The following is a 25,213-nucleotide window of genomic DNA, read 5'->3' as shown; positions in this document are numbered from 1 at the left end:
TAATAAAATAAATCTATTTATTATTCTCCAAGTTGAGTTACAACAAGTGCAAAAAGACGCTCTATGTTTTGAAGATATAAAGTATATTGTGCTGAAGTAAGATTCATTTTCATTCTGTTACTATGAAAAGCTTTTCTCTCTTCTGTAATTCGATTTACTTTACTTAAAATAGTTTCTTGTTCTTGAGTAGAAAGAGTACTTGTTCCTGCCATAATAGCTAAATAATCACCATTAGAATCTCGCTTTGCTACAAGCTTTTCGTTCTTTCTATAATAAACACGATTTGTTATTTTCACCATTGCCTGCTGTTCAGCAGTAAGAGATAATAGCGTATTCATTTCGCTGGTTAAAAAATCTGCTTTCTCTTCTGGAGTTTGTGCAAATGCAACAAAGCCTATAAAAAGGAACAGAAATGTTAAAATAATTTTCTTCATACTAGATATGATTTAGAGTTAGGGTTAAATAAATTATACATTTTGTGTAAGTTACCACAAATATATAAATTCTTTTTAAAAAAAATGAAAATTTAGGTTTTATATTTGATTGATATATAGGCGTTTTTACTTTTTTGTAGTATATGATTTTGATTATTATAATGCTTTATAAGATACCTTCTGTTCAGTAAAATTAATGAGGTAAGGTTTTAAAAAATGCTCTACAAATCTAAACATAGTCTTATGATCTTGTGGTATTTGCCAAATGCCATATTTATAGCCTTCCTCTAAAACTAAACTAATGGCTTTTTTACATAGTTGTAACAACAAACTTCTTTTTTGAAGACCTAAAATTTTAAAATCAACAAAAGAACCTGTAAATTCTATTGTATCTGCTTTGATTTTGTGGGTAATAATCCATCCAACTATTTCATTGTTATAGCGTAAAATAACACTTGTGTCTAGGCTTACTAAATGAGGAGACTGAAACGGTGATACAATGTCAGGATACCAGTCTTGTGTGTTTTTCTTTTCTTGAATGATTTTCTTTTCTTCATTGGTTACATCTTTCCACATTCCAATTTCCATAGTAGATGGAAGAGGAGGAAGATTCTTGAGCCAAGGGGCTTTACTGATAGAATCATTGGAAGCTTTACAAAGACTAAGCTTGGCTATTGGTTTTTCCCATTTTTGTTTTGCTAGTATAGCTTCTATAGTATCTTTTTGAGTCCAGTCTGATACATAATCCATTATAATACCTTGCAACTTTACTTTTCTAATTATTTTTTCAGCTTTTATAAGAAGTTCTTTACCAATGCCCATACTACGATAAGGAGGGATTACATACCAACTTAATATTCTACCTACTTTATTAGGCATTGCTTCAACCACAATACAGCCTACTTTGTGCTGACCATTATGAGCTATCAACATCATCAAAGGTTCATTTACTTTCCTTGCCTTAGCTAATTGATCTAGTTTAGGAAAAGTCAATTGTCCAAATTGTGTAATTATTTGCTCCAAAGAAACATTTACACTAGCTTGATATTTTATAGCTTCTTTAGAAGTAGCAGCCATATCAGGATTTGTATGTTGTGTTGGGCGTTTTGGAAGTGGCTGAGATGGTTTCGTTTCAGAGTGGTTAATGCTATATACTGATTTTTTAGGTTTTTCAATGCTAGTAAGAGCTTTAAAATCTACTTTATTATCATCTTCTTCAATGGAAATGAAACGAGCAATATCATCAGTTTGTAAATCTATTGCAGAAGGACGTTTTGTATTGGGTAAAACTTGTACGTCATAAAGCTCAACTATTTCACCTTCTGACTCTAAACTATGTACAATTTCTCCAGTATTAATATCTACTACAAAAACACCACATTTTGGTTCAGTTTTTCTCTTTTCTAATAACTCTTCTAAAGGAAGTCCTGCAAAAGTACGCTCGTGTCTTGGTTTGGAAAGTCCAATAAGAGCATAGTTTTTATAGAAGGCTAACCCACGTAAAAAACCATCTAGCCATGTAATAGGAACAAATTTTTTATTTTCTACATAACCAAACTCGCCTCTACCTGCATTCAAAACCCATAATTTATCTTGATAATAGCGAGGAGAATGAGGCATAGAGAGACCTTCTGCCAAAACTTCATTTGTATCCATATCCATGACAACTCCACCATTGTGTCTGTGTTCTCTCCAAGCATCAAGCCGATCTGTTTGAGAAACCATAGTAACATAACGAGGTTTGCCATCACGTATAGCCATTCCATTGAGATGACAACGGTCTTCAGAAATCATTTTGGTAATAAAAGGAGGTGTCCAAAGAGGTTTGAAGTTATATTTTTCGCTTACCTGTGCAATACAATTATAACGAGTATTGACAAAAACAATATTTCCATCTTTATTCCTAGAAATATCATGGGCATCTAAATCTCCAGTAGTGAAAGCCTGACGAGGAATATATACTTTGTCTGCTTCTTTATGAATTTGTCCTTCTGCAAGAGCATTTTCAAAACGCCAAAGCAAGAAACGAGTACTTAAATAAAATGAATTTTCAGATTCTACATGCAAACCCATCGCTCTTTCAAAAGAACGCTCTGAAACAAATAAGTGTTTTGTGGTATCTCGCCCTATCAAAAAAAGTTTATTTGTTTGATACGTCGAAACAGCTAAACTAATTTCTTCTGTTTTAAGCCATTCCAAAAAATCAGAATTATAATGAAAAACAGTATTTGATTCTGTTTGATGAGATAGTGTAGTAGTAGTTGCGATAGTATTTGATGTTTGCATTTATATATAAATACGATTACTTAGAAATAGATGATAAAAAATATCACTTTCTATGAAATAAGATGTAGAAACGATTGAATTAATTAATATTATTAATTAATTTTGTTTAATAATCCTGAAAATTACGTATTAATCATTGTTTTGCCAAATTTTGCCCAAAAAAAAATACAGGCAAATGTAGCATTCAACTGTATTTTTTAATTTATCCAAAATAAATTTATAAAGAAGTTTTGTCATCTTCTGACTGACGATAACGGTAAAATAATTTTCCTTCCATAAGTTCGTCTGTTGCTAAAGAAGTTGATTTTGGCATGCGTTCATATTGGCGAGAAACTTCAATTTGTTCTTTGTTTTCAAAAATCTCTTCCAAAGAATCTGTTCCTACATTAAATTCCGATATTTTTTGATTTAGCTCTTCTTTTGTCTCTGTTGAAATTTGACGAGAACGTTTAGAAATTACAGAAATAGATTCGTAAAGATTACCTGTTGCTGCAATGATGGCTTGTACATCACGAGTATGAAGGTTAGCAGTCTGAACACGACGAGGATTGAATTTTTTAGCTGACATATTTATATAAATTGATTTGTTTTATTGTAGTATAACTTTTAAAAAAGAAAAAAGCAACTTGATTTTTTATAATTCTATAACTTATTCAGATTCTCCAGCAGAGCCTTCAGAAGTAGTTATTTTTTTAGGATCTTTCTTGTCTTTTTCTTTTATATCAATAACTTCTCCTTTTTCTATGTTTTTAAGAGCTTTTTCTATGTTTTCATAGATATTTTCAGCATCTTTTACAAAAGGACTTTGTGGGTAACGGTCTATCAAATAAAAGTAGTACGTTTTAGAAATCTCATAACGCTCTTTTTGTTTGCTATAAATACTGTTTTTTGATAAATCATATTCAGACTTGAGACGTAAAAAAGCAGCTTCTGCAAGTTGGGGAGCATCAGGAAATTCTTTTTGAAAGTTTTCTAATGCAATTACAGCAGCTTTATAACGACCTAAATTATAGAATAATTCTGCATTTTCGAAGGCTTTAAGTTCTAATTTTGCTCTTAGTTCGTCCAAATGATTACTTGCTCTTTTGGCATAATCAGTTTCAGGATAGGTATTGATTACATCTTGAAAGGCCTGAATGGCTTCTTTTGAACTTTCTTGGTCTAAATGTACTCTCGGAGAATCTTTATACAATGAAAAAGCATTCATAAAATAAGCCTCTGGAGCATTCGGACTTCTACGATATGTAAAGTAAAAATTTTTGAAATAATAAGCAGACAAAAGATACTGCTTTTGATAAAAATGGCAATAGGCATATTTGAATTGAATGTCTTCTGCTCGTGGGTCGCCTTTTACTATCGGAACTACATCTTCCCAAAGTAATCCTGCACGATAATAATCGCCTTCTTCGTAGTATTTTTGAGCTACTTTGTCACGTTCACGCCAGTTTGGGTCTGACATTGCCTTTGTGAATTTACTACAAGAACTAAAAAAAACTGTAACTAATAAAGTACAGATTAAAAGAAATAAAAGATTTATGTTTTTCATTTGAATGAATTTCGTGTTACTGTTTGGATAATACGTTTTGAGAATTAGATTGATTTTATTTTTCTTATTCAAGATTTAATTCTATCATAGAATTCGTGATAGTATCTACATCATAAATTTCTTTAGCTGTTTTTTCAATAAAGGCAATACAAAAATCATATTCCTTTGTTGAATTAATACTCATCTTACAACTATAATTACCTTCTTTTTGAGGTTCTGTCCAGCCTAAATCAATTATTTTTTTCTGTAAACTCAAATTTAATTGTTTTGTAGAAGGTAAATAATGGTTAGAAACGGCTTCTAGTAATAAATGACTTGAATAATATTCTCCAGCGACTTGAATATAATACTCTCCTAAATTAATAATTAGGAAGTTTTGTTTTCCTCCTTCTTCTATCAATCGTTTGAGTGAATCGTGGAGTGCATTTTTCATAAAATAGACACTTTTAAAGAATTGATAATTAGATGATTATAGAATAATCTATAATTCTGTTACAATATATTTTTTTCAATCTGCAAAGATACAATAATATAATTTGATTTTCAATTTCTGAATTGTCTACCAATTACTTAACAAATTATTTCTTTCATTTTTTGTCTTAAAAATGAATAATTTGCAAGAAATAAAGCACTGTAAAGGCAATACCTAAAAGAATAATACCGACAGTAAAACCAATAAAAAAAGTCGAAACTGAAAAAGGAGGTTTGTTTTGAGCTTCTAATTCTTCAATGACTCGTTGTCTTTCAGCTATTTGTTCTTCCAAAACTTCTGCCTGTCTTAATCTTTGTATGCTATCTTCTTCTCGGTCACTAATTTCTGTACGTAAAGCTTCAATGGTTTGCTGCGTACTTTCAGTCATTGTTTTGAGTTGAGTAAGATATTCTTCTCCCCAAAGTCCATTTCGCCAACGTCTGTAAGCCAACTTTTCAGATTTATCAGCCGTAAAAACAACCTTCAAAAAGGCGATTAAGATGATAATAAAAAAAAGACTTGCAATACCCACAAAGGAAGCAAGCAAAGTATCATCCATCAATCGCTCCCAAAATAAATTCAAATTCTCCATAGAATCAGTTACCAGTTTTTTCAATTATCAGTCATCAGTTACCAGTTATCAGTTAAAGACCAATACAAGTAGTTGAAAAGACAAGATAATTAAGTTCATAATAATTTGTATTTTTTCTATCCCATTTTCTAATTCCTGCCTCCCAAAATCAAACAAAAAAAGGAAGTAGCCAAACCACCAAAACAATAACAATTGAACCAAAAAAGCCAAAATAAGAAACATATTTCAAACTATCATCCAAACTCTTAAAGCCACTCAAACTAAGCCCAAGAGCAAGAAGCCCACAGATAGAAAATAATGATAGTATAGTAGTATGATGAAGTGCATCAGCAAATTTTGGCATGCTTCCAAGAGTTTGTTTTATTTGATACAAACTATAAAACATGGTAGCTACCAAACCAGCACTAATATAGGGAGAGAATCTTTTCATTGGAATAATTTTGCTCAATTTAATTATAAAATTACTCAAATATAAGGTTTTCTATCCATTTTATTGCGCTTTGTTTGTCTTTAAAAATTTGGATATTACTATTTAATAGTATTTTTTAGAAAATCAACTCGTAGTTCAGTTGTACTATTTTTTTTTAATAAACAAAAAAAATCATGAAAATCTGAAAACTAAATCACAAAAAAATAAGAATACAGACAAATCAATTTTAGAAGTCCAAAAGAGTTATGTAATTTTGTAGATTAATAGAAAAAATGAACATCAAAGTTTGCTTTATAGGCAAAACTCAAGTGAAAATTCAGAAAAAACAGGAAATAGTATTTCCTCAAAAAATAAATTATGTCAAATATTGTAGCTATTGTAGGACGACCAAATGTCGGTAAATCTACTCTTTTTAATCGTTTAGTTGAAGAACGCAAAGCTATTATGCACGATGATAGTGGCGTTACTAGAGATAGACATTACGGGCAAAGCGAATGGAACGGTAAATTTTTTACAGTCATCGATACAGGTGGTTATGTTGTCGGTTCAGAAGATGTGTTTGAAAAAGCAATACGTGAACAAGTAGAAATTGCGATGGAAGAAGCCAGCGTAATTTTGTTTATGGTCGATACCCATGTCGGAATTAGTCCTCTTGATGAAGAATTTGTAAAAGTATTAAGACGCTCTAAAAAGCCTCTTTATTTAGTAGCCAATAAAGTAGAAAGTTTCGAACATAGAACAAGTGCATCCGAATTTTATAATTTAGGAATAGGCGAACTATATTGTGTTTCTTCTCAAACAGGAACAGGAACAGGCGATTTACTAGATGAAGTAGTCAAGAACTTTGAAGAAGTAGGAGAGGAAGATCCAAATGCAGGGTTGCCAAAAATTGCTATTTTAGGTCGCCCAAATGTAGGTAAATCTTCATTTTTAAATATTCTTTTAGGAGAAGAGCGAACAATCGTTTCAGATATTTCGGGAACAACTAGGGATTCGATTGATACACATTACAAAGCTTATGGAAAAGAATTTATCTTAACTGATACAGCAGGAATGCGTAGAAAAGCAAGAGTAAAAGAAAATATCGAATTTTATTCGGTAATGCGTTCTTTGAAGGCTTTAGATGATTGTGATGTTTGTATTATTATGATTGATGCAACTCAAAAACTAGAATCACAAGATTTGACATTGATACGCTTAGCTATTGATAGACATAAAGGAGTCGTTTTGATTGCCAACAAATGGGATTTGGTAGAAAAAGATTCCAAAACAGCTCATGAATATACATTAGAAATGCAGCAAAGATTGGGTTCGGCTGCTTGGGTTCCAATTATTTTTACTTCTATGCTAACAAAACAACGAGTTTTTCAGAGTATAGAAAAAGCAATTGAAGTATATGAATCAAGAAGCACCAAAATTTCTACTTCAAAACTCAATAATGTATTATTGCCAGATATTAAAAGAACACCACCACCTGTTCACCGTGGAAAAAATATCAATATAAAATATATTACACAACTTACAGGAAGTGCGCCTTTGTTTGCTTTCTTTACTAATTATCCTCAACATGTACACGAGTCGTACAAGCGATTTCTAGAAAACAAAATTCGTGAACATTTTGGATTTGAAGGTGTGCCGATTCGTATTATTTTTAAGGAGAAATAGTATTAGAATTACGAATTACGAATTACGAATTACGAATTTTATTTTTTTGATACTGGTTTTGAATTCTGATTTTATTATCCTGTATTTATCATATCAATCATAAAAATCACTTGCAAATCCTATCTACAAGTTATTTAGAATTTTAAAAACATAAACCAAACACATGAGCCAACAAAACCCATATAACGGACAAACTCCAAACGAAGTCTTAGACCGAAAAAATGCAGAAGCAATGCTCGGTGGTGGACAAAATCGTATTGATGCACAACACAAACGAGGAAAACTTACTGCAAGAGAACGCATAGAATTACTCTTAGATGAAGGTTCTTTTGAAGAAATTGGACGTTTTGTGATGCACAGAGCTAAAGATTTTGGATTAGACAAACAACATTATTTAGGTGATAGTGTCGTCACTGGTTATGGAACTGTAAGTGGTCGTTTGATTTATGTGTTTTCACAAGATTTTACTGTTTTTGGTGGTTCGCTTTCAGAAGTGCACGCTGAGAAAGTGTGTAAATTGATGGATTTGGCAATGAAAAATGGTGCGCCTATTATTGGTCTCAATGATTCGGGGGGTGCAAGAATTCAAGAAGGTGTCGTTTCTTTAGCTGGTTATGCAGATATTTTTTATAGAAATACAAGAGCATCAGGCGTAATTCCTCAACTTTCTGCCATTATGGGACCTTGTGCTGGTGGGGCTGTTTATTCTCCTGCTATTACAGATTTTATTATGATGGTCGAAAATACTTCATATATGTTTGTAACAGGACCAAATGTTGTCAAAACGGTTACACATGAAGAAGTTACAGCAGAAGAATTAGGAGGAGCAAGTACGCATAGTACGAAAAGTGGTGTAGCTCATTTTTCTTGTGCCAATGAAGTGCAGTGTATCGAAGATTTGAAAAAACTTATCTCTTACATTCCTCAAAACTGTGAAGAAATTGCACCAGTTTATCCTTATGAAGCAAAAGACGACGAACTTCGTCCAGTTTTAAATACTATTGTTCCAGAAGATGCCAATAAACCGTATGATATGCGTGAAGTTATTGAAGGAACAATCGATGAAGATAGCTTTTTAGAAGTGCATAAAAATTATGCTGAAAATATCTTAGTTGGTTTTGGTAGAATTGGTGGACGTAGTATCGGAATTGTAGGAAATCAACCTTCAAATTTAGCTGGTTGTTTGACGATTGACGCAAGTAAAAAAGCAGCTCGTTTTGTTCGTTTTTGTGATGCTTTTAATATTCCGTTGCTTGTTTTTGTAGATGTACCTGGGTTTTTACCTGGAACTGACCAAGAATGGAATGGTGTAATCAATGATGGTGCAAAACTCTTGTATGCTTTTAGTGAAGCAACTGTTCCACGTATTACGGTCATTACTCGTAAGGCTTACGGAGGTGCGTATGATGTAATGAACTCAAAACATATTGGCGCAGATATGAATTATGCTTATCCAAATGCAGAGATTGCTGTAATGGGAGCAAAAGGAGCAGCCGAAATTATCTTCAAAAACGAAATTAAAGCCTCTGAGAACCCTGCTGAAAAGCTAAAAGAAAAAGAAGACGAGTACAACCGAAAATTTGCTAATCCGTATCGTGCAGCGCATAGAGGTTATATCGATGAAGTGATTTTGCCAGAACAAACACGTCAAAAATTACTTCGTGCCTTCAAAATGCTAGAAAATAAAGTAGATTCGTTGCCAAGGAAAAAGCATGGTAATTTGCCTTTGTAAGAGTTTTATGACTTCATGAAATTTATGTAAAAACTTAACAATCTATTTTGTTAAGTTTTTTTTGTGTAAAATATATCCTAATTTAAAGCCTTTTAAAAGACATAAAGAATAGTTTAGAGTAAGTTCATACAACCATCAATGATATTTATAAAAATGCCTCAACTCCACAATAAAAGTTCTCACCAACTAAAAGAAATAGAAGATAATTCTATTGATGCTCTAATTACTGACCCTCCGTATGGTATTTCTTATCAAAAAAATGATTGGGATAAGAGTTTGCCAAACAGAAAAGTATGGAAAAACAGCTTTAAAAAGATGAAATTTGGTGGTTTTGGATTAGTTTTTAGTTCGGTTCGGCTTATGCACAGACTGATGGTAGATTTAGAAGATAGTGGTTTTCTGATAAAAGATGTTTTGTTTTGGTCGTATCTCAATGGAATGCCAAAAAGTAGAAATGTCGGACTTTCAATAGATAAAGAATTAGGAGTAGAAAGTAAAAAAGTAGGAGAGTATAAATATGTACAAGGTTATAAAAAAGAAGGTGCAGAAAGTTATAAAACAGATAAAAATCACAAATTATCCCCAAACTCTGAAATAGGAAAAAAATATGATGGAACTGGCTTAGGACTCAAACCTGCCTATGAACCTATTATTTTGATTCAAAAACCAATTGAAGAAGGATTAAAAGTAGCTCAAAATGTTATAAAATACGGAACAGGAGCTTTAAACTTTGAAGAAACTAGAATTCCATATCAAAAAAATGAAGGCAAAGTAGGACATAATCCTCATGAAAAAGGAAGAGTACCTGCAAATATTATCCGAACAGATGCTTTTGAAGATGGATATGATAAGTTTTTTTTAGTACCTAAAGTAAGACAAAAGAAAGATGATTTTAATTTTCACCCTACTTTGAAACCTGTTGAACTGATGCAACATCTAGTAAAACTAATAACATTTGAAAACCAAGTTGTTTTAGACCCTTTTATGGGAAGTGGCTCTACTGGGGTAGCCTGCAAAGAGTTGGACAGAGAGTTTGTAGGTTATGAATTGGATAAAGGTTATTTCAAAATAGCAAAGAAAAGAATAGATGAGAGTTTAAAAAACAAATGATTCTATGTAATTTTAATTATGCTAACACCTTTATTATTTTGTTCCAATAGATGATGCAATATCTTAATAATAAAAAAAGCCTAATTTTTTCCAATTACCAAAAATATTCCATACATTTAAGATATGAAAATCAAAATAGTTACATATCTTTTTTTGTTTTTATTTCCTGTTCTAATTTCTTCCTGCTCTACTCAATCTACCTATTGCAATGAGCGTTTTGAGTATTGTTTGGACTATCCTGCTGTTTTTGAACCTTTTGGAAGTTCGAAGAGTAACGATGGACAAATTTTTTACATCGATGGTGGCAAAATAGAACTCCTAGTATGGGGAAGTGTAAATGGGCAAAACAGAACTTTAGAGCAAGAAAAACAATATATTTCTCAAAATAGAAAAGTAGAGTATCAAACCATTAATTCTAATTTTTTTGTGATTTCTGGATTTGAGAATGGGAAAGTATATTATTTGCGCACTGAAAAAACAGATACAGGCTTTCGTTCTTTCGAAATTCGTTATCCAAAAGAAGAGAAAGAAACGTATGATAAATTTGTAGAAAAAATTAGTTTTCAAGAAAAATAAAAAATCGTGTGACTGCAATGTCTCAACGATAGTCAAAATTTAAAATAATCCTAAACCTATAAACCAACTAATTCCTATGAGCCCAAGAGATAAACCTCTTTTTCGTTGGGATTCGTATCCACTTGTACGTCCTGTTTTGGCATTGATTATTGGTATTTTGGTAGGAGAATATTCTCAAATTGGGTTAGCATTTTCATTAGGAATTTTTACTGCTTTTGTAGTCGCTTATTTTGGACTTCATTTTTTTGTAAAAGCAACTTCAAAACCTCGTTTTTCTTGGCTTCATTTACTAACTTTAGTAGGTGTTTTTGTAGGGCTTGGAATGAGTTTAGTAGCTAATATAAATCCAAAAGAACGTCCTTTACATATCAAAAATATTTCTCAAAACAATCAAAATACAGTTTTAGCATATCAAGGAAAAGTTGTTTCAGAGATTCAAGAGCGTGAAAAATCATATAAATTTGAGTTTGAAATAGAAAAAATTCGCACTGAAAAAGCGTGGCAGCTTGCAGAAGGAAAAGTTTTGGTGTATCTGAAAAAGAATCAGTTTCTAAATGACACAAATTTTGCAAACCATGTAGATAAAACGTATAATTTTGGAGATGAACTATTGATAAAAGGGTTTCCTATTCTGACAAATCCACCAGAAAATCCATCGTCATTTGATTATCAAAAATATTTAAAGTACCATTATATTTGGCATCAAGATTTTATCAATTCGTATGAAATTGTCTTAGTAAACAATCAAAATAATTCTGAAACTCAAAGTAACTTAACTCTTTTACAACAGTTTCGTAAAAAAGCGATTGATTTTCGTATGTATTCGGATAGTGTTTTGAAAAAAATGATACCTTCAAAGCAAAGTTATGGAGTAGCAAGTGCTCTGTTTTTAGGAATTAGAGATGGAATTGATAATGAAGTACAAAATGCTTATCGTTCTGCTGGAGCAACTCACGTTTTAGCTGTTTCTGGTCTGCATGTAGGTATTTTGAGTGCTATGATTGCCTTTTTACTAGGGTTTTTGAGAAAGCATAATAAACTTAAATATCTATATTTATTTTTTGTTTTAGGTGTTCTGTTTAGTTATTCTTTTCTTACTGGACTTTCACCTTCTGTGCTTCGTGCGTCAGTAATGTTTGCTATTATTCAAATCGGACTTACTTTTAGTAGACGTACAAATATTTATAATAATTTAGCTTTTTCTGCTTTTTTATTGCTTATTTTTAGTCCTTATATGATTTTTGAAGTAGGCTTTCAACTTTCTTATTTGGCTGTTTTAGGAATTGTACTTATCCAACCTAAAATAGTTAGAGTTTGGATGCCTTCTAGTTGGGTTATTAAAAAAGGATGGGAGTTGCTGACAGTTTCTTTAGCTGCCCAACTTATTACTTTCCCAATTTGTCTATATTATTTCCATCAATTTCCTTCTTATTTTTGGTTGTCAGGTTTTGTAGTAATTCCTGCTGCTATGGTTATTTTGGGGTGTGCAATAGCTATAATTTTGTTTAGTTTTTTCAGTATGACAGTAAGCTCTTTTCTAGGAATGATTTTATCTTGGATTATATATGCTGTCAATTATTTAGTTTTTGGAATAGAAAAATTACCCTTTTCGGTTTTAGAAAAAATCAGGATTAGTTTTATGGAAAGTATGCTTTTGTATGCTTTAATGATAACTGTGTATTGTTTTTTTGTTTTACCAAGAAGGATTTTCTTTTACTTCTCTTTGCTGTTTAGTCTGTTGTTTTGTGGAATAAATTTATACAAAAATATAGATGCAGAAAATCAAAAACGATTGGTTTTTTATCAGATAAGAAAAGGTTTTTCTTTGTCTTTACAAGAAGGAAGGAGAAGTGTTACACTTTTAGATTCGGCTAGTTTTTACAATGAAGAAGCTCAAAGTTATTGGCTTACTGGAGATTTACTTTCAAATGGAAAAACTGAAAATAAACGTATCAATTTGGATTCAATTTATACTGAAGAACCAAATACTGAAATAGTACAAATCCGTGATTGGAATGGAGGAAAAATTATCCTTTGGAATAATAAAACTATTCTATTATGGAATAAAAGGCTAGAAAAAGATACTAAATTTCTGCCAAAATTAGATAATATTGAAATAGTTTGGATAAGTAATAATCCAATTTATACACTGGCAGACCTCAAAGATATCAAAACGAAATATATAGTTTTTGATGATACAAATTATAGTTCAAGAATAAAACTACTTTCTAATGAAGCAAAAGTCAATAAAATTCCGACTGTAATTTTGAAAAATGGTGCTTTTCAGAAAGAGTATTAAATTTTAACCATAGTTACTCTAACCGTAAACGAGGCTTTGACACCTAAACGACAGCTTCACATCTCATTTAGAGTTATTTACGAACATATTTCTTAAAAAAACTATTAATCTTCATTTGAAGGACACCAAAAAAAGCCTCTTTAAATATCCCTGAAGACATTTTTGAAGTTCCTTTGGTTCGGTCTGTAAAAATAATAGGAACTTCTCCCACTCTAAAACCATATTTCCAAGCAGTAAATTTCATTTCTATCTGAAAAGCATAACCGACAAATTTTATGGTATCCAAATTTATGGTTTCCAAAACCTCTCTACGATAACATTTGAAACCTGCCGTCGCATCATGAATCGGCATTCCTGTAACTATTCTGACATAAATACTGGCAAAATAAGACATCAAAACTCTGCTCATAGGCCAGTTTACTACATTTACACCTTGCACATAACGAGAACCAATCGCTACATCATTTCTAATTCCTTCTTCATTTTCAGTTGCACAAGAAGTATAAAGACGAATCAAGTCCTTTGGGTTATGGGAAAAATCAGCATCCATCTCAAAAATAAACTGATATTCATTTTTTAAAGCCCATTTGAAGCCATGAATATAAGCTGTTCCTAAGCCTAGTTTTCCTTTTCGCTCTTCAATATGAAGAAAATTAATAAATTCTTTTTGAAGTTCTTTAACTTTCAAAGCTGTTCCATCTGGCGAGCCGTCGTCAATAATGAGGACGTGAAATGGAAGTTCCAACGAAAATACAGCACGAATAATAGCTTCGATGTTTTCGATTTCGTTGTAGGTCGGTATAATTACAATGCGTTCTTTCACAGTCCAAAAATACGTACAATTATTTTACTCGCAATAGAGCATAGATAAATTTTGAGAAGTTTTAGGAATTTAGAGAGTCATTTTGTGAAATTTCTCTCTCTTTATATCTTATTACCCCTTTTGGTAAATTATCTAATAATTTTTCGGCTGCTAATTCATCTCTTTTTTGTTGTCGTTTTTCTATATAATTTTTGAAAAGCCAAAATTTACTCCAATCTTGCATCATGGAAAGCAAAATAAGGAGAGAACTAAACAAAGTAACTTCCCAAATAAAAACGATTGTGTTCATGATGATTGTGAATAGACTTGATAATGTGTAAAATTTTCTCTTAGATTGTTTCTTAATTTACAAAAAAATGTACTGATAAAAAATTATGATTAATAACTTCTCTGATTCAAGTAAAGAAAATCTACCTTCTTATACCAAGTCTCAACTTGCTTTACGAAACGGACAAGATCGTCCTGAGATTTGGTGTGCTTACAAGAACTTGATTTATGATGTTTCTGACTCTAGACTTTGGGTAAAAGGAAAGCATTATCAGCATTGGGCAGGACAAGACCTCACATCAGAACTTCAAAATGATGCTCCTCACAATGAAAATGTTTTTGATAAATTTGAAGTAGTAGGAATATTGAGAGTAATTTGATAAATAAGGGGAATTTATTAATTAAAAGATACTCTCAATACGATTCAAAATATATCACATGAAAATTTTAGCTAAATCTTTCTCTATATTACTCAATTTAGTTAAAACTTGTGTATCATCAGGTGTATTATTATTATACTCAGTCGGACGTATGCCATTCAGAAAAAGACGTGATTCAATTACCTTTTGAATTAGCTCATCTTCTTTTGCATAGGTACTAATGAGTTTATCAATGAAGTTACGAATACTTCCTTGATTTGGATTATTAGCAGACTGCTTTTGTATAGAATTCATAATGGTATAAATAAAAAAGGGGACTCTTTGGATTAATTATAATATTGAAGCAGGTTTATTAGTTGGTTGATATTAAATAGAAACTAATATCAAATTAATAATTTTTGTTTTATTTTAACAAACGATAGGCATTTTAAAAAAGTTACATTTGAAATAAGGAACATACAATTTATCATAATCACTCCAAAAAAAGCTCCAATATTAAATATAAAATCTAATTTTTCATGAAAAAAACACTAAAAGTGCTTATTGCTGACACATTACATGACTCCTTTAACTTTCACTTTTCAAATAATAAAATAGAATATATCTATGCTTGTGACTGGAAAGATAGTGATATTATAAATCAAATACAAAATTTTGATGGATTAATCCTAAGAAGTAGATTTGCTATTGATGAAGACTTCTTAAAGCACACTAAAGAGTTACTTTTTATTGCTCGTGTAGGTTCAGGTACAGATGGAATAGACAAAAAAATACTCATTCAAAAGAATATCAAACTGCTTACAGCTCCTGAAGGAAATCGAAATGCAGTTACCGAACATACATTAGGTTTAATATTCTCGGTATTGAATAATTTTAAGAAATCACAAAGTAATATTGCTAATTTTGAATGGAAAAGGGAAGAAAACAGGGGAGTAGAATTAGCAGGAAAAACAGTCGGAATAATAGGTTATGGAAATGTAGGAAGATTGCTTTCTCAAAAATTACATGCTCTAGGTTGCGAAGTTTTAGCTTATGATAAAAGAAATAAAAAACAGGATAGTTTTGTAAGGCTTGTTACTTTAGAAGAATTACAAGAAAAAGCGCAAATTGTATCAATTCATATTCCCTTAGATGATGATATAAATGGAGAAAATAAAAATTTTCATTTTGTAGATGCTACTTTTTTTAAAAACTTCAAAAATGCCATTTTTTTCTTTAATACTTCAAGAGGAGAAATTGTAGATACAAATTCGCTTTTGAAATATCTAGAAAATGGAAAAATAAAAGGTGCAGGTTTAGACGTTCTTGAAAATGAAAAATTAAAAACATTTACCACCTTACAAAAACAACAGCTTGAGCAGCTTATTGCTATGCAAAATGTAATTCTGACTCCTCATGTGGCAGGCTGGACTTTCGAATCTTATGAAAACCTCAATAAAGTTTTAGGACAAAAAATAAATGATTTTGTAGAAGAATATTTTCAAAAACTTTAAAAATCTTCAAAAAAGGTAATTTTTTCTTCTCTTTTTCTAAATTACAATAATTTAATCCAAAGAATATATACTAGTTGATAAACTTTTCCTATTTTCGTGTCTTGAAAAGAAATTTCTAATAAAAAAGGTTATTCAGTCTATTTATCAAACTGTATTTACTGATAACTGATTACTGGTAACTGATAACTGTAAAAATATGGGTTTTAATCGTCTTAATACTATTGTAGGTTGGCTAATCTTTTTGATTGCTACTACTGTTTACATACTCACTCTTGAAAACACAGCTAGTTTTTGGGATTGTGGAGAATTTATTGCTGTTTCATACAAACTAATGGCTCCTCACCCACCAGGTGCGCCTTTCTTCTTATTGGTAGGGCGTATTTTTTCTTTATTTGCCTTTGGAGATGTTTTGGAAGTAGCATATTGGATAAATATGCTTTCTGCTCTATGTAGTAGTTTTTCTATTTTGTTTTTGTTTTGGACAATAACTATGCTTGCTCGTCGTATTGTACGACCTACTTTACAGAAAGTAATGGATGCAAAAACTGAAACAGACCTTAAAAAAGGCTTAGATGCACAAGAAAATGATTATACACTTGCCGAGAAAATAATGATTTTGGGAAGTGGTGCTATTGGTGCTTTGGCTTATACTTTTTCAGATTCATTTTGGTTTTCGGCAGCAGAGGCTGAGGTGTATGGAATGTCATCTTTTTTTACTGCAATTGTAGTTTGGGCAATTTTCAAATGGGAGCGTATAGATGATGAGAGAGATTCTAATCGTTGGCTTATTTTTATTGCTTATTTGGTAGGGCTTTCTATTGGTGTTCACCTTCTTAACTTACTTGCTTTGCCTGCATTGGCTTATGTTTATTATTTCAAAAAATATAAAACTGAAAGTACATTGGGTTGGATTATGACGTTCTTGGCAGGAACAGGAATTGTTGTTTTGATTACTTATGGTGTAATCCCTGGTTTGCCTTCTATTGCTGCAAAATTTGAAGTTGCTTTTGTAAATACTTTTGGTTTACCATTTGGTTCAGGAGCTTTGTTTTTTACAATTGCTTTTATAGCTGCTCTTGTTTGGGGAATTTTTTATTCTATTAAAAAACAAAATGTACCATTAAATACTGCTCTTTTGTCATTTGCTTTTATAATGATAGGTTATAGTACGTATTCACTTATCGTAATTCGTTCGAACGCAGATACACCAATTAATGAAAATAGTCCAAAAGATGTAATGACCTTTGTTTCATATTTGAAAAGAGAGCAGTACGGAGATCGTCCACTTGTTTATGGAAGAACATTTGCTTCTGAACGCACAGGACAGGATATAGGAGCTGCTATGTATCGTAAAGGGGAAGAAAAGTATGAAGTTTTTGACCATAAGTTTGAAGTTACTTATGATAATAAAGGCAATATGCTTATGCCTCGTATTTACAGTCAAAGTGGTAATCACCCAGAACTCTACAAACAATGGCTCAAATTAGCAGATGGAGAAAGACCAAATTTTGCTGATAATATAAATTTCTTGTTTACTTATCAATTCGGACATATGTACTTCCGATACTTTATGTGGAATTTTGCAGGAAGACAAAGCGATGACAAAGAAGCAGGATGGCTTGCTCCTTTTGAAGATTTAGGAAAAGAATTACCAGTAGATTTAGCTACCAACAAAGCAAGAGATAATTTTTATATGTTACCTCTTATTTTGGGAATACTAGGCTTTATTTTCCAAGCTAGTAAAGACCAAAAAGGTTGGTGGATTACCTTCCTGATTTTCTTTATTATGGGCATAGGTCTTGTGCTTTATCTCAATTCTCCTCCTGTCGAACCTCGTGAACGAGATTATGTATATGTAGGATCATTTTATGCCTTTTCTGTTTGGATAGGTTTGGGAATGCTTGCCATAGCTAATTTCTTGAAAAAACATATTTCTGGAATGGCAGCTTCTAGTGTTGCACTAGTTATAGCACTTGTAGTGCCTACTATTATGGGCGCAAAAGGTTGGGATAACCACAATCGTACAGGGCGTTATTTATCAGTTGATCAAGCTAGAAATACACTTGCAGCTTGTGAGCCAAATGCTATTTTATTCACTGGTGGAGATAATGACACTTTCCCACTTTGGTATGTACAAGATGTAGAAGGATTCCGTACTGATGTTAGGGTAGCTGTTTTGAGTTATTTTTCAACAGATTGGTATGCTGACCAAATGACAACTCAAGTAAATGATTCTCCTCCTCTTCCAATTTCTTTAGAAAGAGAAGATTATGTTCAGGGAAAAAATGATTATATCGTTTATGTTGGAAATAGAGATGGTTCAGAAGACAAAAACATCAATTCACCTGTTAATTTGGAAACGTATATTGATCTTCTTAAAAAAGAAGACCCTCGTGTAATGGTTCAGTTGCAAGATGGAAGTAGCACAGGAAAGCTTCTTTCTAAAAAGTTTGCTTTAGCTATCAATAAACAAGATGTTTTATCAAAAGGATTTATCCCTAAAGGAAAAGAAAATCGTGTTGTTGATATAATGGAATTTGATATTAAAGGAAATAATATTTACAAAAATGATCTTTTGTTACTAGATTTAATTGCGACCAATAAATGGGAACGTCCTATTTATTTCAACCAAACTTCTGCTAATACAATTAATTTCAATTTGAGAGAATATCTTCAAATGGATGGAATGGTGTATCGTTTGATGCCAATTGCTGCACAAAACAATGGCGATTTGGGAGAAGTAAATTTTGAAGAAATGAAAAAGGCTGTTGATGAATTCCAGTTTAGAGGAATGCAAACAGAAGGATATTACGATGACGAATACAAGAAGTTTGGAGCGCAATTCCGTCAGGTTTATTTCCGTTTAGCGCAGGAGTATTTTGAGCGTGGTGATAAGGAAAAGGCGATTGAAACACTAGATAAAGCCTTCGAACAGTTGCCAGTTATGAATGTTCCTTACAGTTATTATGAGCCTTATTTTGTTCAGTTGTATCACTTAGCAGAAGCAGATGATAAAGCTTTGGCTCTTGCAGAAGATATTTCTAGTCGTGCTATGGGAAATCTGAATTTTGTCTATAAAAACAATTTGAATCAATTTAATTATAGTGATATAATTCAGCGTAGTAGTATTCAGATGCGTGTTTTGATGTCAGTTTACAGACAACTTGATGCCATGACAACACAAGAAATTCAGCGTTTGGAAGCTAAAAAGTCAATGATGCAAGAAGAAAATAAAGTAATAGTTGATGATGATGGAAATCAAGTGCAAATAGAGTTTTCTGATAGTGACCAAGCTCGTTTGGATAGTTTGAAAAAACGTCAGAAGATATTTACTGATGCTATTCAAAAATATAGTGCTGCAGGTGGAATGCAGTAGTATTTTTGTAGGTCATCGGTGAGGACACCGACAACGGCAAGTCAAAAATCCATTCTTTATTTTTATAGAGAATGGATTTTTTGATTATATTTGAAAAAGAAATTTTTTAGAAAATTGAATTAATAAAATTTGTATGCAAAGGATTGTAATAAAGAATTTTGGAGTAGTTAAAGATGCCGATATTGAGCTAAAAAAAATAACTGTTCTGATAGGAGAACAAGCAAGTGGAAAAAGTACAATTGCTAAATTAGTGTATTATTTTAAAACGCTTAGAGATGATTTTTTGAGAGAGTTCCATAGTAGAATTGTAAAGAAAGAAGAAAAGTCTATTGATTTTTACCGTATTTGTAAGGAGAAGTTTTATAATTTATTTGGTTCAATTACTTACCTACCAAAATTTGAGGTTTATTATTACACCTCTGAAGAAAGATATATTCTTTTAACATCCGAAAACAAAGAATTACAAGTATTTTTCGCTGAGAAAATTCCAATGAATATTCTTTTAGAATATACAAGTGAAAAGGTAGAGTGGTTAGTCAATAATCCTAAATTAAAGAGAGATTTTGCTTTTATGTTAGAGCAAATGAACATGTATGATGATTATTCCGATTTGTTAAATGAAGTATTTGAAAACAAACAATCATATTTTACATATATCATAGCAGGTAGAAATGCAACAGTTAGTTATTCAGAACTATTTGAGAAATATTTGTTTGCCAATGTTCAAAATAAAGTATTAGAAAACAGTAAGTTATCGTATAGTAAGAAAAGATATAATGTTGATGAAGTTCTTATGTTAGAGTTTATGAAGCAAACTTCTTTTATAAAAGAATATTTTGAAGAATATGGAAACTTTGATAACTTAATAGATTACAACTTAGATGCAGAAGATAGTGCGAAGATAGTCTTGGAACAGATAAATAAAATCATAAAAGGTAAATATATAATAGATGAAAACGGAGAGAAAATAATTTATGATAATCAAGAAGATAATTATGTTCTGTTATCGAATGCATCATCAGGACAACAAGAAGTGATACGAATTTTGCAAGATATATTCATTAATATCATAGAAGAGAGAAAAGTATTTAGAGTAGTAGAAGAACCCGAAGCACATTTATTTCCTTCTGCTCAAAAACAGTTGATAGAATTATTAACTTTTTTAATGAATCAAAATGAAGATAATCAAATTATTATCACTACACATAGTCCGTATGTACTTACAGTTTTTAATAATTTGATTTTTTCAAAACGAATTACTGATAAAAACCCTGATGCAAATAACGAAATAAACGAAATTATCCAAAAAGAATTTTGGATAGATTCAGATGACTTTTCTGCGTATAATTTAGGGAAAACTGATGATAGTGAAAGAAAAGCACAATCTATAATAAACGAAAAAACAGGACTTATTGAGCAAAATTATTTAGATGAGGTTTCTGAAAAACTAGGAAATGATTTTCAAAAGTTATATTCTATTCATCAAAAATCATTTAGCAGAAGATGAGTAAACAAGAATCATTTAAAGAACTTTTAATAGAAAAATTCTCAACTGCAAAAGAAATTATCCAAGTAGAAAATAGAGAAGTTTTTTATATCACAGATTATGAAAACCAATCTTATATCGTTTTTGAATATGATGAAACCGATGCTACAATTTATTTTCAAGGAAATGATGAGATAATCAAAATTGAGAATATAAATGAAGACAATTTATTCAAAGTGGTAAATAAAAAGCAGACTGTTTTTGTTCCTATTGATGGCAAAAAAGGACTTATACAAGCTGAAAGTTCAAAATGTGATTTTATGATTTTTGATGAAAATACAGTTTGTTTTGTAGAAGTAAAACTAAATGCAACTAGCATAAGAGATGGGAAAATCAGCCATAATAGAAGCAAAGCACTTGAACAAATCATCAAAACGATATACACTTTTGATAAAAAATTAGATGAAAATTATAAAGGATTAAAATTAGAGGGCTATGTTTGTACACCTAAAATTTACCCACGCCAAAATGCAGCATGGGAAAATTTAGCCGTAGAGTTTTTGGAAGAATATGGTGTTCCTGTCTTTGAAACAAATATCAAAATATTTTAAAAAAGCGAAGGCATATCATTTTTTGTTTCTGTTTCAATTTTCTTTGGAGGCACTATGTTTTTATATCCTTTTTCTTTCAGTTTTTGAATCAGAAAAACAGCCATTTCTGCCGTTTTGATATTTTCTGGTTGATGTAACCAAAAATAAAATTCTTTTAAACCTTCTTTTATCCAATTATCCATTCTTTCTACCCAATCTTCCATTCTTTCATAATCTGTTTTGTCTAAAGAATTTCCCACCAAACGCAAAACCATGGTGTCAGAAGTCAATCGCATGTGCATTACATCACGCCTTCCCGAAACATCAGTCATGAGAGCAGTAAAATTATAGCGACGCATAACCGAAAAAACTTCGCTTACAGCTTCTCTACTTTCTTGGTTGGGATAATCAAACCAATCTTTATGACGAAATTCGATAGCAAGACGAGTATCAGCAGGGAAATTTTCTAAATAATTAATTAAAACTCCTGCTTTCTGTGGTGAAAAATGAGGGGGAAGCTGTAAAAAGCAAATGCCTAATCTATCTCCAAAAAGCGCAACTCTATCACAAAAGACATTTGTCAAGTCTTCACAATCTACAAGTTGTTTATGATGACTAATTCCTTTATATATTTTGGGGCAAAATAAAAATCCTTTAGGAGTCATCTCTTTCCATTTCAAAATTCTCTCTTCAGGTGGAATTTGATAATGAGTAACATTGAGTTCGATAGAATCAAACTGACGTGAATAATGATATAAAAAATCAGTGGGTTTTGCTTTTTGGGGATACCAAATTCCTTTCCATTCAGGTGTTCCCCAAACAGGTGCAGCAATACGAATAATAGGTTTTGGTGTTGGTTCTAATTTTGATAAGAATGCCTCCGTTTCTGGATGGTTATCTAGCAATGTAAAATCTATATTATTTATATTTTGTAATTTTCCAAATTCCATAATTGAATGATTTCTTGTATGTGTTACTGTCGTAAGGCGAATAGATAATCAAATTAAATTATACCACACGCTGATTTAAGTTCTGGTTTGTTTATAAAATATTGCATTTTATTAAATTTGACGTGGTTTCATCTAAAATAAATTAATTTTGTGGTATTTAAGTTTTAAAAAAGGTGTATTATTGTTATATTGTTTGGTGTGATTAATTTGATATAATCTTTATTTGTATTTTATCAAGATTTTTTGTTTGAAATAATTCCTATATTCTTTCAAACTTAACTCCCCAAATAATTTATTGTTTTTCATTGTTTTCCTTATTATGCACCCTTTTTTTTTCCATAAGAATGCCCTTAAAAATCTCTACACTCTTTTTTGTTTTATTATTTCTACTACCTAATTTTTTAGTTGGTCAAGATATTACTATATCTTACAATTCAACGGAAAAAACAATTAGTATTGCTGATAAATTGACCTATTTGGAAGACACTACAAGTCAGCTCATTTCAAATCCAAATCACATTTTAGATTTCAAAGCTAACTTTATCAAAAATGAAGGAGAGGTTCTGAATTTTGCTAATACTCAATCTGCATTTTGGTTTCGTATTGAAATAGAGCGAAAAGTAGATGAAAAGATATACCTTGAAATTAATAATCCTATGTTGGATTCAGTTATATTTTTTGAAAAAATAGATAATAAACTACAACAATTAGGTGTGTCAGGAGCTTCATTTGCCTTTCAAAAAAGAGAAATACAATATACAGAGCCTAACTTTTTATTACCACTGAATGAAGGAGAAAAGAAAGTATTTTATCTCTACATAAAAAGTAATTTTCCTACCCAAACTACTTTATCTATTGGTACAGCAAAGAAAATTCTTGAAGCACAACATCCTTTTGATATTGCAATTGGTGTTTATATTGGAATTATGCTTGTGATGGGACTTTACAATTTATTTGTGTTTTTTTCTGTTCGTGACAAACTCTATTTATATTATGTAATTTATGTTTTTGGAATTTGTCTAACTTATACGATGTTCAAAGGATATTCTTTTGAGTTTTTGTGGTCTGCTTCTGAAAAAATCAATTTTTATATTCCTGTTATTTCTTCATTTGTAGTATTTTTTATGCTTCTTTTTGCAAGAAGTTTTTTAGAACTACACAAAAATTATCCTAAATTAGACAAAGGTATATTTGTATTACTATTTATGACAATAGTGAGTATGATTGTTGGCTTGCTAGGAGTATATGGTATAAGTGCAATCATTGGACAATTAGCTGTTATTTTGATGGCTATTTATTTATTAGCAACAACTATTTATCTCTTAATTAAAGGATACAAACCTGCTCGCTTCTTCTTATTTGCTTGGTTTATTTATTTGGTTGGCTTAATCATATTTATCTTGCAACTTAATGCGGCAATTCCTCATACTTGGTTTACTAATAATGCTGTTCTTTTTGGCTCTGCTTCAGAAGTAATTTTATTGTCTTTGGCACTTGCAGACAGAATTAATTTATATAAAAGGCAAAAAGATACAGCTCAAAAACAAATTTTGGAAAAAACTATAGAAAATGAAAATTTAATAAAAGAACAAAATAAAGTATTAGAAATAAAAGTAAAAGAAGCTACAGAAGACTTACGTATTTCGAACGAAGAGCTAAATTCTACCAATGAAGAATTAAATGCAATGCTTGAAACAGTACAATCTCAAAATCAAGTTATTGAGAAAAGCTCAAGAGAGATTCTTACAATGAATGATGAATTGAATGCTACAAATGAAGAACTTAGTTCAACTAACGAAGAACTAAACTCTACCAATGAGGAATTAGTTGCGACAGTAGAAACAGTAAAAAGACAAAATAAAATTATTGAAGAATCAAATAGAAACATTACAGATAGTTTGCGTTATGCTCAAACGATTCAAGATGCTATTTTGCCTTTTCAAGAACGAATGGATAACCATTTGAGGGAATACTTTACTTTTTATCGTCCAAAAGATATTGTAAGTGGAGATTTTTATTGGCTTACAGACTTGAAGGGAAAAGTATATTTAGCAGTTGCAGATTGTACAGGTCATGGTGTTCCAGGGGCATTTATGTCTATGATTGGTTCGGCTGCTCTTGATGCGCTTGTTGATAGAAATGAATTAGAAGATTCAGATAGAATTTTGGAAGAGCTTCATCTGACTATCCAAAAAGCCTTAAAACAAAAAAATAGTACCAATGATGATGGAATGGATGTCGGACTTTGTATTATGGAATATTTAGAAGATGGAAAATGTAAAATCCTTTTTTCAGGTGCAAAACGTCCTTTGTATTACTTTAAAAAAACAACTCAAAAACTACACGAAATAAGAGGAACTAGACAAAGTATAGGAGGCTATTCAAAGAAAGAAAGAATACAATTTGAAGTAAACGAAATAATCTTAGAAAAAGGAGATGTTTTTTATTTGTGTAGTGACGGATATGCAGACCAAAATGACTCAGATGATAAGAAATTTGGTTCTCATAGTCTTAAAAAGTTGCTTCAAGAAATAGCTTCACTTTCTATGAGGGAACAAGGAGTAATAGTAAAACAAAAGTTTGAAGAACATCAAGGAAATGAACCTCAACGGGATGATATTGCTATTATTGGAGTAAAAATAGTGTAATTGAAAATTAGTTTTATTTTTCTTGTAAAATGGAAATAAAATTATCAATTAATACACA

22 protein-coding genes are annotated in these 25,213 nt (G+C 31.1%); 11 read left to right on the top strand and 11 right to left on the bottom strand.

Going from position 1 to position 25,213, the window contains the following annotated elements:
• Nucleotides 1–20 precede the first annotated feature (20 nt).
• From V9L05_RS04650 to V9L05_RS04620, 7 genes are all read right to left on the bottom strand, one after another.
• The gene (locus V9L05_RS04650; protein WP_338814564.1) at nt 21–434 is read right to left on the bottom strand and encodes a hypothetical protein; all 414 of its coding nucleotides are present in this window, start codon (nt 432–434) and stop codon (nt 21–23) included.
• Between the two features lie 156 nt (nt 435–590).
• Nucleotides 591–2,720 (bottom strand): TIGR03032 family protein, encoded by a 2,130-nt coding sequence (locus tag V9L05_RS04645; RefSeq protein WP_338814563.1) that lies wholly within the window; start codon nt 2,718–2,720, stop codon nt 591–593.
• A gap of 217 nt (nt 2,721–2,937) precedes the next feature.
• A complete protein-coding gene (locus V9L05_RS04640; protein WP_338814562.1) occupies nt 2,938–3,288 on the bottom strand; it encodes a DNA-directed RNA polymerase subunit omega in 351 nt (116 codons plus the stop codon).
• An 81-nt stretch (nt 3,289–3,369) separates the two neighbouring features.
• On the bottom strand, nt 3,370–4,266 hold the full coding sequence (gene bamD, locus V9L05_RS04635) for an outer membrane protein assembly factor BamD (protein ID WP_338814561.1): 897 nt from the start codon (nt 4,264–4,266) through the stop codon (nt 3,370–3,372).
• Nucleotides 4,267–4,330: 64 nt separating this feature from the next.
• Nucleotides 4,331–4,699, bottom strand: a complete 369-nt coding sequence (locus V9L05_RS04630; RefSeq protein WP_338814559.1) for a hypothetical protein — start codon at nt 4,697–4,699, stop codon at nt 4,331–4,333.
• A gap of 166 nt (nt 4,700–4,865) precedes the next feature.
• Nucleotides 4,866–5,330 (bottom strand): hypothetical protein, encoded by a 465-nt coding sequence (locus tag V9L05_RS04625; protein ID WP_338790093.1) that lies wholly within the window; start codon nt 5,328–5,330, stop codon nt 4,866–4,868.
• A gap of 148 nt (nt 5,331–5,478) precedes the next feature.
• On the bottom strand, nt 5,479–5,760 hold the full coding sequence (locus V9L05_RS04620; protein ID WP_338814558.1) for a hypothetical protein: 282 nt from the start codon (nt 5,758–5,760) through the stop codon (nt 5,479–5,481).
• Between the two features lie 357 nt (nt 5,761–6,117).
• On the opposite strand from V9L05_RS04620, the gene der reads away from it, so the two are divergent.
• The 5 genes from der to V9L05_RS04595 all read left to right on the top strand — a co-directional run bounded on the left by der (nt 6,118) and on the right by V9L05_RS04595 (nt 13,142).
• Nucleotides 6,118–7,425 (top strand): ribosome biogenesis GTPase Der, encoded by a 1,308-nt coding sequence (gene der, locus V9L05_RS04615; protein WP_338790095.1) that lies wholly within the window; start codon nt 6,118–6,120, stop codon nt 7,423–7,425.
• A 163-nt stretch (nt 7,426–7,588) separates the two neighbouring features.
• On the top strand, nt 7,589–9,157 hold the full coding sequence (locus tag V9L05_RS04610; RefSeq protein ID WP_338814557.1) for an acyl-CoA carboxylase subunit beta: 1,569 nt from the start codon (nt 7,589–7,591) through the stop codon (nt 9,155–9,157).
• Nucleotides 9,158–9,310: 153 nt separating this feature from the next.
• Nucleotides 9,311–10,267, top strand: coding sequence for a site-specific DNA-methyltransferase (locus V9L05_RS04605; RefSeq protein WP_338814556.1), 957 nt, complete (start codon nt 9,311–9,313; stop codon nt 10,265–10,267).
• 123 nt (nt 10,268–10,390) lie between these two features.
• On the top strand, nt 10,391–10,843 hold the full coding sequence (locus tag V9L05_RS04600; RefSeq protein WP_338814555.1) for a hypothetical protein: 453 nt from the start codon (nt 10,391–10,393) through the stop codon (nt 10,841–10,843).
• A 76-nt stretch (nt 10,844–10,919) separates the two neighbouring features.
• Nucleotides 10,920–13,142 (top strand): ComEC/Rec2 family competence protein, encoded by a 2,223-nt coding sequence (locus V9L05_RS04595; RefSeq protein WP_338814554.1) that lies wholly within the window; start codon nt 10,920–10,922, stop codon nt 13,140–13,142.
• Nucleotides 13,143–13,215: 73 nt separating this feature from the next.
• Here the strand turns inward: V9L05_RS04595 and V9L05_RS04590 are convergent, their stop codons facing one another.
• Both V9L05_RS04590 and V9L05_RS04585 read right to left on the bottom strand, forming a co-directional pair.
• Entirely contained in the window at nt 13,216–13,965 is a 750-nt protein-coding gene (locus tag V9L05_RS04590; RefSeq protein ID WP_338814553.1) for a polyprenol monophosphomannose synthase, read from the bottom strand.
• A 61-nt stretch (nt 13,966–14,026) separates the two neighbouring features.
• Nucleotides 14,027–14,254: a hypothetical protein gene (locus V9L05_RS04585; protein WP_338790101.1), complete on the bottom strand. Its 228-nt coding sequence runs from the start codon at nt 14,252–14,254 to the stop codon at nt 14,027–14,029.
• A gap of 85 nt (nt 14,255–14,339) precedes the next feature.
• Here V9L05_RS04585 and V9L05_RS04580 point away from each other — a divergent pair, with 85 nt between their 5' ends.
• On the top strand, nt 14,340–14,612 hold the full coding sequence (locus V9L05_RS04580; RefSeq protein WP_338790102.1) for a cytochrome b5 domain-containing protein: 273 nt from the start codon (nt 14,340–14,342) through the stop codon (nt 14,610–14,612).
• A 54-nt stretch (nt 14,613–14,666) separates the two neighbouring features.
• Here V9L05_RS04580 and V9L05_RS04575 read toward each other — a convergent pair whose 3' ends face one another.
• Nucleotides 14,667–14,906 carry a hypothetical protein gene (locus tag V9L05_RS04575; RefSeq protein WP_338790103.1) on the bottom strand — a complete coding sequence of 80 codons (240 nt, stop codon included), beginning with the start codon at nt 14,904–14,906 and terminating at the stop codon, nt 14,667–14,669.
• 224 nt (nt 14,907–15,130) lie between these two features.
• On the opposite strand from V9L05_RS04575, the gene V9L05_RS04570 reads away from it, so the two are divergent.
• The 4 genes from V9L05_RS04570 (at nt 15,131) to V9L05_RS04555 (ending at nt 21,578) form a co-directional block, all read left to right on the top strand.
• Entirely contained in the window at nt 15,131–16,105 is a 975-nt protein-coding gene (locus V9L05_RS04570; RefSeq protein ID WP_338814552.1) for an NAD(P)-dependent oxidoreductase, read from the top strand.
• A 196-nt stretch (nt 16,106–16,301) separates the two neighbouring features.
• Nucleotides 16,302–19,481: a DUF2723 domain-containing protein gene (locus V9L05_RS04565; protein ID WP_338814551.1), complete on the top strand. Its 3,180-nt coding sequence runs from the start codon at nt 16,302–16,304 to the stop codon at nt 19,479–19,481.
• Between the two features lie 133 nt (nt 19,482–19,614).
• Nucleotides 19,615–20,988 carry an AAA family ATPase gene (locus V9L05_RS04560; protein ID WP_338814550.1) on the top strand — a complete coding sequence of 458 codons (1,374 nt, stop codon included), beginning with the start codon at nt 19,615–19,617 and terminating at the stop codon, nt 20,986–20,988.
• Nucleotides 20,985–21,578: a hypothetical protein gene (locus V9L05_RS04555; protein ID WP_338814549.1), complete on the top strand. Its 594-nt coding sequence runs from the start codon at nt 20,985–20,987 to the stop codon at nt 21,576–21,578. Before V9L05_RS04560 ends, V9L05_RS04555 begins: the two co-directional genes overlap by 4 nt.
• Here the strand turns inward: V9L05_RS04555 and V9L05_RS04550 are convergent.
• Nucleotides 21,575–22,507, bottom strand: a complete 933-nt coding sequence (locus tag V9L05_RS04550; protein ID WP_338814548.1) for a DUF72 domain-containing protein — start codon at nt 22,505–22,507, stop codon at nt 21,575–21,577. The two genes, V9L05_RS04555 and V9L05_RS04550, sit on opposite strands and share 4 nt — an antisense overlap.
• A 344-nt stretch (nt 22,508–22,851) precedes the next feature.
• Between V9L05_RS04550 and V9L05_RS04545 the strand changes: the two genes are divergently transcribed.
• Nucleotides 22,852–25,155 carry a 7TM diverse intracellular signaling domain-containing protein gene (locus V9L05_RS04545; protein ID WP_338814547.1) on the top strand — a complete coding sequence of 768 codons (2,304 nt, stop codon included), beginning with the start codon at nt 22,852–22,854 and terminating at the stop codon, nt 25,153–25,155.
• Nucleotides 25,156–25,213: the final 58 nt, after the last annotated feature.

Origin of the sequence: Bernardetia sp. Wsw4-3y2 (assembly GCF_037126295.1) — a bacterium.
Taxonomy (GTDB): Bacteria; Bacteroidota; Bacteroidia; order Cytophagales; family Bernardetiaceae; genus Bernardetia.
The sequence above is the reverse complement of the archived record's forward strand: the minus strand, read 5'-3'. Positions and strand labels throughout refer to the sequence as shown.